Origin of the sequence: Roseofilum capinflatum BLCC-M114 (assembly GCF_030068505.1) — a bacterium.
Classification (GTDB): Bacteria; Cyanobacteriota; Cyanobacteriia; order Cyanobacteriales; family Desertifilaceae; genus Roseofilum; species Roseofilum capinflatum.
Genome location: NZ_JAQOSO010000100.1, coordinates 1 through 10,739, shown reverse-complemented (window position 1 = coordinate 10,739; position 10,739 = coordinate 1). Strand labels below are relative to the sequence as shown.

General features: G+C 48.0%; 11 protein-coding genes and 1 CRISPR repeat array. Of the genes, 6 read left to right on the top strand and 5 right to left on the bottom strand.

Annotated features, from left to right (window positions below; translation table 11 throughout):
- Nucleotides 1-179: 179 nt before the first annotated feature.
- Nucleotides 180-1,037: a CRISPR direct-repeat array (repeat unit 37 nt; unit sequence GTTTCAATCCCTCATAGGGATTTAAGCGCATTTCAAC).
- 285 nt (nt 1,038-1,322) lie between these two features.
- The 4 genes from PMG25_RS19040 to PMG25_RS19025 form a co-directional block, all read right to left on the bottom strand.
- Nucleotides 1,323-1,940 (bottom strand): DnaJ domain-containing protein, encoded by a 618-nt coding sequence (locus PMG25_RS19040; protein WP_283768478.1) that lies wholly within the window; start codon nt 1,938-1,940, stop codon nt 1,323-1,325.
- Nucleotides 1,941-2,099: 159 nt separating this feature from the next.
- On the bottom strand, nt 2,100-2,696 hold the full coding sequence (locus PMG25_RS19035) for an ATP-dependent Clp protease proteolytic subunit (protein ID WP_283768477.1): 597 nt from the start codon (nt 2,694-2,696) through the stop codon (nt 2,100-2,102).
- 59 nt (nt 2,697-2,755) lie between these two features.
- Nucleotides 2,756-3,445 carry an ATP-dependent Clp protease proteolytic subunit gene (locus PMG25_RS19030; RefSeq protein WP_283768476.1) on the bottom strand — a complete coding sequence of 230 codons (690 nt, stop codon included), beginning with the start codon at nt 3,443-3,445 and terminating at the stop codon, nt 2,756-2,758.
- A 96-nt stretch (nt 3,446-3,541) separates the two neighbouring features.
- A complete protein-coding gene (locus PMG25_RS19025; protein WP_283768475.1) occupies nt 3,542-3,976 on the bottom strand; it encodes a DUF29 domain-containing protein in 435 nt (144 codons plus the stop codon).
- Between the two features lie 114 nt (nt 3,977-4,090).
- Between PMG25_RS19025 and PMG25_RS19020 the strand changes: the two genes are divergently transcribed.
- The 6 genes from PMG25_RS19020 (at nt 4,091) to cpcE (ending at nt 9,671) form a co-directional block, all read left to right on the top strand.
- Nucleotides 4,091-5,332, top strand: a complete 1,242-nt coding sequence (locus PMG25_RS19020) for a vWA domain-containing protein (protein ID WP_283768474.1) — start codon at nt 4,091-4,093, stop codon at nt 5,330-5,332.
- Nucleotides 5,333-5,512: 180 nt separating this feature from the next.
- Nucleotides 5,513-6,241, top strand: a complete 729-nt coding sequence (locus PMG25_RS19015; protein ID WP_283768473.1) for a 15,16-dihydrobiliverdin:ferredoxin oxidoreductase — start codon at nt 5,513-5,515, stop codon at nt 6,239-6,241.
- A 20-nt stretch (nt 6,242-6,261) separates the two neighbouring features.
- Nucleotides 6,262-7,014: a phycoerythrobilin:ferredoxin oxidoreductase gene (locus tag PMG25_RS19010; RefSeq protein ID WP_283768472.1), complete on the top strand. Its 753-nt coding sequence runs from the start codon at nt 6,262-6,264 to the stop codon at nt 7,012-7,014.
- Between the two features lie 591 nt (nt 7,015-7,605).
- Nucleotides 7,606-8,124 (top strand): C-phycocyanin subunit beta, encoded by a 519-nt coding sequence (gene cpcB, locus PMG25_RS19005; protein WP_283768471.1) that lies wholly within the window; start codon nt 7,606-7,608, stop codon nt 8,122-8,124.
- A 102-nt stretch (nt 8,125-8,226) separates the two neighbouring features.
- On the top strand, nt 8,227-8,715 hold the full coding sequence (gene cpcA / locus PMG25_RS19000; RefSeq protein ID WP_283768470.1) for a C-phycocyanin subunit alpha: 489 nt from the start codon (nt 8,227-8,229) through the stop codon (nt 8,713-8,715).
- Nucleotides 8,716-8,828: 113 nt separating this feature from the next.
- Entirely contained in the window at nt 8,829-9,671 is an 843-nt protein-coding gene (gene cpcE, locus PMG25_RS18995; RefSeq protein ID WP_283768469.1) for a C-phycocyanin alpha-cysteine-84 phycocyanobilin lyase subunit CpcE, read from the top strand.
- 89 nt (nt 9,672-9,760) lie between these two features.
- Here cpcE and PMG25_RS18990 read toward each other — a convergent pair.
- On the bottom strand, nt 9,761-10,739 hold a 979-nt coding region (locus PMG25_RS18990), incomplete at its 5' end, for a DUF3598 family protein (RefSeq protein ID WP_283768468.1).

Here is a 10,739-nt window from a genome sequence, read left to right as displayed (position 1 = left end):
GGGAATGGGGAATGGGGAATGGGGAATGGGGAATGGGGAATGGGGAATAGGGAATGGGGAATAGGGAATGGGGAATGGGGAATGGGGAATGGGAAAGCCATTTTTCACGCTATAATTCCCATTTTACAGGATTTTTATAGGAATACATTTTGCCTGATTTTCCGCCAAAACTGGCACAATTTTCAATCCCTCATAGGGATTTAAGCGCATTTCAACTTGATTTCGCAAGTCGGAATCCCGGTGTGAATGCATATCTCGTTTCAATCCCTCATAGGGATTTAAGCGCATTTCAACTTTATATAGAAACTTTTCTCTCCGCTTATTTCAACATCCCGTTTCAATCCCTCATAGGGATTTAAGCGCATTTCAACCCCCTTTTTCTTTCCTTAAGTCTTCTTCTTCTCTTTCCAGTTTCAATCCCTCATAGGGATTTAAGCGCATTTCAACCTGGATTTAGTAGGGGGTTCCACGCGCTGTAATCGGTTTCAATCCCTCATAGGGATTTAAGCGCATTTCAACGTGGGGTAATGATGATTTATCGAAATCTAGCAAAGTTTCAATCCCTCATAGGGATTTAAGCGCATTTCAACGATCGTTATTTCTTGCGTTTGTTTTGTCGGTTGTGGTTTCTTGTTTCAATCCCTCATAGGGATTTAAGCGCATTTCAACTGCGCCTTTGCGATCGCTTGCAGCTTCCACAAAAGTTTCAATCCCTCATAGGGATTTAAGCGCATTTCAACCAAATGGTCTAAAAGCTTATGCCCCGTCGCTTTTTGTTTCAATCCCTCATAGGGATTTAAGCGCATTTCAACATGAGTTTTGGGCGGGAGCGTTGCCCACTGCACTATTGTTTCAATCCCTCATAGGGATTTAAGCGCATTTCAACATTGAGAGAAAGGGCGATCGTCTACCGGAGCTTGTTTCAATCCCTCATAGGGATTTAAGCGCATTTCAACGCTACTCTAAATCTGGATCTCTCTGGGAGCGCAGAGGGGGCACTGTTTCAATCCCTCATAGGGATTTAAGCGCATTTCAACTGCTGGCGGTTGAGACCCTTGCTCTATTTAGTTTTCCAGGTACATTTCCGACGCACACCCCTAATCTTAGCAGAGGGCGGCTGAAAAAACAAGCCCAAATCGCTGAAACCCTTGCCCTGTAAGGGCCGACGCTGTGTCGATACTTCAAATCGCTACAACCCAGACTGGATAAGGGATAGAGGCATTTAATCCTTAAACCCATTTTCCATACCTCCCCAGCGTCGGAAAAGAGCAAGCTGATCGGCGAATCTCACCATAGCCCCCTTCTCTACCCAGTCCTCGAATTCAGTAGAGAGTCGATTCGATACCTAAACGGTTAAGATCCCGTTCAATTTGCAGTCCCAAGCGGCGGTTGTGGGGGTCGGTGCGCCGGGCTTTTTGTAGGTAGAGTTGGGCCTTTTCTAGTTGATTGTGTTTGAGTAAATGTTGACCCTGGGACTGATAAGTAATCGCTTGCCATTGCCGCACTTCCGGATCGAAGGGGAGGCGATCGCGCAACGCTTCTACCAAGGCGATCGCCCTCGGAAAGCGCTTGTTCTTTAACAACTCTCGCAGTTGCTCATAGGAACTTTGTTTTAACTGTTGATCCTGGGGACTCAAAGGCGGAATTTTCACCTTCCGGGGAACTGGACTAGGTGAGGGAGTCGGAGAAGTCGGAGTCGCTTCAGGAGGGGGATGGGAAAACGCTTCAAATCCCAATTCAGTATCGGTAACCTCAGAAATCTCTTTTAACAGAATTTCGTAGGCTTGAGTTAATTGAATAAATTTATCCTTAGCTTGTCTATCTCCCGGATTCACATCTGGGTGACACACTCGTGCCAAGCGCCGATAGGAAGCCTTAACCTCCGCAAAAGAGGCCCCCGGCTTCAAGCCCAAAACTCGATAATAATACGCAATATTCATCCCCACACATTAACAACGATACACTCCCCGATTCCTTAACTCTGTGGATAACCCCTCCCCATACAGGGATTTTCGCGCTTTATCCCCTTTTGAAGGGGGGGATCTTGTTCCCCCTCTCCCGTCGGAGAAGAGGGGCAAGATCGGTTATCCCTCACTCAACTAAACCCGGTCTACAATCACCTTATCGATCAGACCGTATTCTTTCGCCTCTTCAGAAGACATGAAATAATCTCGGTCGGTATCCTTTTCGATTTTCTCTAGGGGTTGATTGGTGTGTTTAGCCATTAGCTCGTTTAACTGGGCACGAGTGCGGAGAATTTGTTGAGCTTCAATTTGAATATCCGTCGCTTGTCGTCTGCCCACACCACCGAGGGGTTGGTGAATCATAATCCGAGAATGGGGAAGGGCTAACCGTTTACCGGGACTGCCCGCAGCCAGTAAAAAGGCTCCCATGGAAGCGGCTAACCCGACGCAGATGGTGATCACTTCTGATTTAATATGCTGCATGGTGTCATAAATAGCCATGCCTGCGGTCACCGAGCCACCGGGAGAATTGATATAGAGATAAATGGGCTTATTCTGGTCATCGGAGTCTAGGTAGAGCATCACCGCTACCAGTTGGTTGGCTAAACTATCTGTGACTTCGCGACCGAGGAAAATAATTCGCTCTTGATAGAGGCGATCGTAAATATTAATCCACCGTTCGTAAGGACTTCCGGGGAGACGATAGGGAACACTAGGAACACCGATAGGCATAGGAAAATACCAGAAAAAATGAACAACAAAACAAAAAGCAAAGCGTTAATCGCCCAGAATTAGGAACTCATGGCAGGCATGGGCTGGGGAAGATCCTTGGTACTGGCTAATACTTTATCAATTAACCCGTATTCTTGGGCTTCTTGGGGAGTGAGGTAGAACATGCGATCGGTATCTTTAGAAATTTTCTCTACCGGTTGCCCCGTATTCTCGGACAAAATCGAAAGCATGGTCTGTTTATTGTCCAGCACTTCCTTGGCCCGAATTTGGATATCCGTCGCTTGTCCTTGAGTCCCCGTTCGCGGTTGGTTGAGGATAATGGTTGCATGGCTGAGGCTGGCGCGACAGCCTTTCGTCCCAGCCGAGAGGATCATGGACGCGGTTCCCATGGCTTGACCGATGCAGATGGTATGCACGGGGGGTTTAATGTAGCTGAGGGTATCGCAGATGGCGAAGGCTTCCGTTTCAAACCCAACAGCTTCCCCTCCATACCAGGAGGTTCCGGTAGAGTTGATGTAGAAGTAGATGGGTTTTTCGGGACTTTCAAACTGTAGATACAACAGTTGGGCGACGATCAGTTCGGTCACATCAACACCGACTTGTTGTTTAACTTGATCGTCGGAAAATAGGGGCATCCCTAAATAGACGATGCGCTCCTTGAGGAGTAAGGAGGCCAGATCGGGGGGGGGAGTTCGATAATAGGCATCTCCATAGTAGGGAGACTGTACGGCCTTAATCGGTGTGTCCATAGACTAGGATTGCTGTTGAATGGCTATTTGTTAATATTTCTTATCCTAGCGCGATCTGGCGTACTGCGCTGGGAATGCAGACCTAGAGAGGTGGGTTTAGACTTCAGGAAACCAATCTTCATCCAGGACTTGGGATAAAGGAAGTTCTGCATCTTCGGGTAAATCAAAGAGCTTGGAGACGGATTTGAGCGCTACTGGATAGGCTTTGTCATAGAGGAGCGGTAGCTGCGATCGCAGGCTGGGGCTATCTTCGAGACGAGTGTCAATTTGCGCCCGGAAATTGACGATTTCTGCTGACCAATGATTACCACAGCGCTCTTTTTCAGCTTGCCAATATTTGAGTTTTAGTAAATGCTCTAAGAGGCGAGTGAGTAAACTGATTACCGCGCGTTTATCATTTTTGCCCATGCTTTCTAACTCTTCAATCAGATTATCCCAATCGATTTGATCGAAGTTTCGATTTCGTAAAGCTTCCACCGTTTCTTGTATCCATTGATGATAATCTCGATCGTACAAAAATCTGGCCACCATCGGTTAATTCTCCATAAAGCCCAACTTGATTTTATCTTTTTGCACTGTCCCATGCTCTGGCCATCTCCCCACTCCCCCACTAAAATGGTAAGTGGTAGTCTATGGTAAAGGGTTATGGAAGTTGGTTTAGAGGCTCTGTTAAGCGATCGCCACTTAGAAGCCACACAAACGAGTCAGCAACGACAGTTATCGGTGTCCATATCGGCGAAGGAGTCAGAAGCGGGGGCGCAGAATCTGCGGTTAAATTTATGTTTAATTCTCGATCATAGTGGTTCCATGGCGGGTCAACCGTTAAGGACGGTGAAACAGGCAGCCCTTAAGGTAATTGAACGCTTGCAGGAGGGCGATCGCCTGTCGGTAATTGCCTTTAATCATCACGCTGAGGTATTAATTGCTAATCAGGCTGTGGACGATCGCCAACAACTCACAAAGCTGATTGAGCGCCTCGAAGCGGATGGCGGAACCTCCATAGATGAAGGGATGCGTTTGGGAATTGAAGAAATTGCCAAGGGTAAACAGGATGCGGTGTCCCAGGTTTTCTTGCTCACGGATGGGGAAAATGAGCATGGCGATAACGATCGCTGCTTCAAATTAGCCACCTTAGCCACAGAGTATAAATTCACTATAAACACCCTGGGCTTTGGGGCCCATTGGAATCAGGATGTATTGGAACAGTTAGCGGATGCTGGGGGCGGAACATTGTCCTATATCGAACATCCAGAGGAGGCAATTACGGCGTTCTCGCGGCTGTTTGACCGGGTGCAGTCCGTGGGCTTAACCAATGCCTTTCTCAAGTTATCCTTCAATCCGGCGGTGCGCTTGGCGGAACTCAAACCCATCGCTCAAGTGTCCCCCGATACCATAGAACTCCCCGTACAGACAGAAGGAGATGGGGTTAAAGTACGGTTAGGGGATTTAATGAAGGATCAGCCCAGGGTCGTGTTAGCTAATTTGTATATCGGTCAGTTGTCCCTCGGAGAAGAGGCGATCGCCACGGTACAAGTCATTTATGATAATCCCGGATTAGGGGCAGAAGGCTTAGAGTCTGCCCCCGTGGACGTAACAGCAACGGTAACCGAAGCGTATAAACCGCAAACCGATCCTCAAGTCCAGTCCCATATGCTCACCCTAGCCAAATATCGGCAAACCCAAATTGCCGAAACCAAACTCAAAGCCGGCGATCGCCAGGGAGCTGCCACCCTGCTACAAACAGCCGCAAAAACCGCCTTGCAAATGGGCGATCGCAGTGCTGCCACCGTCCTCCAAGAAAGCGCCACTCGTCTGCAAGCTGGGGACGACTTGTCCGAGCAAGAGCGCAAGAAAACCCGCATTGCCTCTAAAACTCGTTTAGGATAAGCCTGAGACGATGGGGAAGAGAGCGACGTTTCAGAGGCTTCCCCCTCGTCTTTGTTCCAGCCCTAGTGGGGTTCCTTAGAAGTGTTAAGGATTGTGTCTTTGTAGATCATAGCTGAGACAGAGCTGTTTTATCTGTTCTACTCTTAGGATTTAACAGTCGTGTGGATAGGTTCGGATTTTATGTATAAACCTTTTATGGATTTTTTAGAACAGGAATTATTTAAGCGTTTCGATTTACAAAGTCAACCGATTCCGCCCGGTCTAGAACGTCAGGTGAGTAGCCGTGGGAAGCATCCGGCAACGATTCAAAGTTGGTGTTATCAATGCCCAGAATTGCGAAAAATTCGCTACACTTATATTGATGGGGGAGAAGCGTCCCAGGTCTTTAATAGTGTCATTTATCCCAGTTATGAGTATGAGTTACCCCTGCTAGGAATTGATTTTCTCTCGTTTGGGAAACATAAGATTTTGGTCGTGATGGATTTCCAGCCCCTGTTTCGCCATCCGGACTATCTCGAAACCTATATTCAACCCATGAAAGGGGTGCGCGATCGCTACAGCAATTTGGCCCAAAACTTAGAAATGAAGTTTTATGATGCCAATCAATATTTCTCCCCCTATCTCTTGTTTGCCAAAACCGATGCCGAAACAGTACAAACCAAGCTATTTCAGGCCTATAAAGATTACTTGAATCTATATTGGGAATTGCTCGATCGCGCTCAACCCCTAACCGATCCGACAGCAATAGAGAGAATCCGCACAGCCCAACGGGATTACGACCAGTATAGTGCCGATCGCGACCCAGCATCTGGCTTATTTAGTAGCTACTTTGGCCATGAATGGTCAGAGCGGTTTTTATATGAGTTTTTGTTTGATGGAGCCAAACCGTTAGCCGTGAGTGTCCAATAAGCAGGATCGAGAGAACTCCTATGGTGAGTTGTTTATATGAACCCTTTTTGGAATATGCGATCGCCTATCTCCAAGAACACCTAGACCTACAACCCTATCCTATTCCCCCAGGCTTTGAGTCGAAACAAGCGACGGTCGGTAAGGGCCAACGTCAATCTGAGGTCTTGACTACCAGTAGCGCGTTTCAGACGGACAAGCTGCGGCAAATTCGCGCCGCCCATGTCCAGGGAGGCGAAGCGCTACAGGTTCTCAATTTTGTTATTTTTCCCCGTCTCAACTACGACTTACCGTTTTTTGGCGCAGATTTAGTCACCTTACCGGGAGGCCATCTCATTGCCTTAGACATGCAACCCCTGTTTCGGGACGACCCCTCCTATCAGGAAAAATACACTCAGCCCATTTTGCCCCTCTTTGAGAACCATAAACAGCATTTACCTTGGGGGGGCGATTTTCCCGAAGAAGCTCAACCCTTTTTCTCGCCCGCGTTTTTATGGACTCGTCCTCAAAAAACAGAAGTGGTTCAAGAGCGAGTTTTTGCCGCATTCCAGGATTACTTGTGTGCTTACGTGAAGTTGGTGCAAGCGGCTCAACCGGTTGAGGAGCCAGAAGAATTGCTACAAATTAAACAGGCTCAGTTAAGATACATTCGCTATCGAGCAGAGAAAGATCCCGCTAGGGGAATGTTTACACGGTTTTATGGCCCAGAGTGGACGGAGGAATACATTCATGGGTTTTTGTTTGATTTGGAACAAAAATTAGGGAGTCAGGGGTAAGATGAGAGCCGAAGAGGGAAAGAAAGAAATTGAGTTCGGAAAATATGAAGTTTTGTAAATAGAGATTAAGCTTTGTATCGATAACCCAGAAGCCGCGAAGACCTAAAAACAGGCGTAATTCAGGCGGATCATCGGGAGGGATTTCTTGTCCTGGCGATCGCCTTGCCCCTGGAAAATCCAAGCCCCAAGGATCGGGTGTAATCCCCTTGTCCTGGGATTTTTCCAGGGATCTCCCTGAAGGGGGCGATCGCTGTTGGAGGAGATGAGAATCTTAATAATATGTAACAAATAAAGACTCAACATCATTGTATAAGAGTTAAGTGAAGGGCAAAAAAACAGTCCAACCAGAACCAAAGCACCAATTTACAGTGCTTTTTGGCGTTCTCATCCGAAGCCCTAAGTTTCTCAGATTTCTAAAACCAGTCTGAGACTTTTGACTTCATCCCGATCTCAGGTAAACTGAATCGAGAATTCCAAATTCATGGTTTTGGAGCTGTTGTTCAAGTCCGTCCCGGTAGCTTGACCAGCTTGCACTTGTTGAACTGATTCTTTAACCAGAATCTAGACCTACTTAAATAGGAGATTTAGTCAATGTTCGATGCATTCACAAAGGTGGTTTCTCAGGCTGATGCTAGAGGCGATTACCTCTCTGATAGCCAGCTCGACGCTCTGAAGGCTATGGTAGCTGATGGCAACAAACGCATGGATGCTGTTAACCGCATCACCGGTAACGCTTCCACCATCGTTGCTGATGCAGCTCGCGCCTTGTTTGCGGAACAACCCCAGCTTATCGCTCCTGGTGGAAATGCTTACACCAGCCGTCGTATGGCTGCGTGCTTGCGCGATATGGAAATCATCTTGCGTTATGTAACCTACTCTATCTTCGCTGGAGATGCCAGTGTTCTCGAAGATCGTTGTCTCAATGGTCTGCGTGAAACCTACCAAGCTCTAGGAACTCCTGGTGCTTCCGTAGCTGTAGGCGTAAGCAAAATGAAAGATTCGGCGATCGCCATTGTTAACGACCGCAATGGAATCACCCCTGGAGACTGCTCTGCTCTAGTATCTGAAATTGCTGGATACTTCGACAAAGCAGCTAGTGCAGTAGGCTAAGTTTAACCATTGGTGAAGATAGACCCCATTGGGTCTCGATTCTGCTTCAAATTTCTATTTTTGAAACCCTTGCAAAACAACTCGTAGGAAGATACATCAACCATGAAAACACCTCTGACTGAAGCAGTTGCGGCTGCTGACTCCCAAGGTCGCTTTCTCAGCAACAGTGAAATCCAAACCGCTTTTGGTCGCTTCCAAAAAGCTGAAGCGTTCATCGATGCGGCTAAAACCTTGACTCAGAAAAAAGACCAGCTCGTTCAGGGAGCAGCCCAAGCGGTGTATAACAAGTTTCCTTACACCACCCAAATGCAGGGAGCTAACTATGCTGCCGACCAACGGGGTAAAGACAAGTGCGCCCGTGACATCGGTTACTACCTGCGGATGGTTACCTACTGCTTAATTGCCAATGGTACTGGCCCCATGGATGAGTATCTGATTGCTGGTATCGATGAAATCAACCGGACTTTTGAACTGTCCCCCAGTTGGTACATCGAAGCGCTGAAGTACATCAAAGCTAACCATGGTTTGACTGGAGACGGTGCTACCGCTGCTAATAGCTACATTGACTATGCCATCAATGCTTTAAGCTAGTCATTGCTTAAACGATAGGGCCCGGAACTCTAGACAGGTGAATGTCAAAAGCTGACATCTGTTTGGAGTTCCGGGCACAGTTGTGTTTAAATCTCTTGTGTTGAACCTCAGCTATGATTAATGCTCCCTCATCTAGCCCTGAAGCTCCTCAACTGACTGTAGATCGGGCGATCGCCAATCTACTCCAGGGAGATCGAGGAGAACGATATTATGCGGCTTGGTGGCTGGGACGGTTCCGAGTCAAAGAACCGGAAGCCATTGATGCCCTGGTTGCGGCTTTAGAAGATGAAAGCGATCGCACTCCGGAAGGGGGTTATGCTCTCCGACGCAATGCAGCCCGCGCCCTAGGTAAACTGGGCGAACCGAGCGTTATTTCTCCTTTAATTAAATGCCTCCACTGTTCCGATTTTTATGTCCGGGAAACGGCAGCCCAAGCCCTAGGAGAATTGGGGGAAGATCTAGAACGCGCTCACTTTGAAGCGGCTATTCCCGAACTGCTCAACCTGCTCGACGGTGGACTTGAAGCGGCTCAACCTATCCCCGGTTGTCCCCATCTGGCTCAACCCTACAATGCGGTGATTGAAACCTTGGGCATTTTAGGCGTAAAAGAAGCCATTGCCAAGATTCAACCCTTTCTCGATCATCCCCTGGAAATCGAACAATATGGAGCTGCCCGCGCTCTCTATCAGTTAACCGGAGACCCCAAATATGGCGATCGCCTCAAAGCTGCCCTGCAAGGAGATAAACTACAACTGCGCCGGGCGGTTCTCTCAGATTTAGGGGCGATCGGGTATTTACCGGCTGCCGAGGCGATCGCCGAAACCCTAGCCGAAAATAGCCTCAAACTGATTTCGCTCAAAGGACTCCTAGAACATCACCTGAAAACCACCGATTCCCTAGACTCTCCTAGCGAAACCGCCATCCGTATGATGACCTTAATGGACTCCCTGCTATAGCAGAGAAGGAGTTGGTTAGGACAATTAGGTTATTGTTTGAGGCAATAGGCAATAGGCAATAGAAAACGTCCTGACTTTCCCTTTCTCTGCTATAGGACAGAATCGGTTTTCCTCTCAGTAACGAGGCTTAAACTCTCCCAAGCGCCCTGGCGATCGTAGTTGCGAATTAACCGCAGGCGATCGCTCTCAGACAGTAACCATCCCACTTCCAAAAAGAAAGGTTTTCCAGATTCCAGCTTCACGGGGCTAGTCGTTGAACCACCATCCGGCAGTAAGAGAACTTGCACCGGTTGATATCCTCCAGAAAACTCCAACCTCGAACCCTCTAGCGTCGCCGTTGATGTCCGGGAAAAGTCACCACTCTTAAGCGTTTGATGAATTTGATTGCCCTCTCGTGAGACCGATAGGCTACTTTGGGTGTAGTCTGGGGGGCGTAAGTCAGGATAGAGGGTAACCACTTCTCCCTCCCAAGTTCCTAAGAGTTGATCGACCGTTAACAGGGGACGTTCTGGAGCAGTTGTCCCTCGGAGTTTTTCCCGAATCAGCGTAATTTGGTCAAGATAGCCATTTTGATAGAGAATCACGAAACGGAGACGACGTTGCTGGTGAATAAAGCCAAATTCACCGCCAAAAGTAGCCACCGGGTTATAGTGGGCGCTGCCTTGGGAAAAGGCCCCATTGTCGAAGAAGAGAATATTGCGATGGAGAGTGCTGTATTCGAGTTCGAGCATGGGGGGCGGGGTTTCCCCAGGAGGAAATCGTTGTACAGTTTGATAAACGGTTTGGTTATTATTTCTGCCTTCCAGGGTAACGACTGTGGGAGTATCTTTTTCCAGGATGCCCAAGGGGGAGAATTGGGTAAAAGAACCGTCCCAAGTGCCGAGGTTTTCTAAGAGGTTTTGCCACTGCGATCGCATGATTGGGGAATAGGTAATAGGGAATGGGGAATAGGGAATGAGGAATGGGGAATGGGGAATGGGGAATGGGGAATGGGGAATAGGGAATAGGGAATAGGGAATGGGGAATAGGGAATGGGGAATGGGGAATAGGGAATGGGGAATGGGGAAT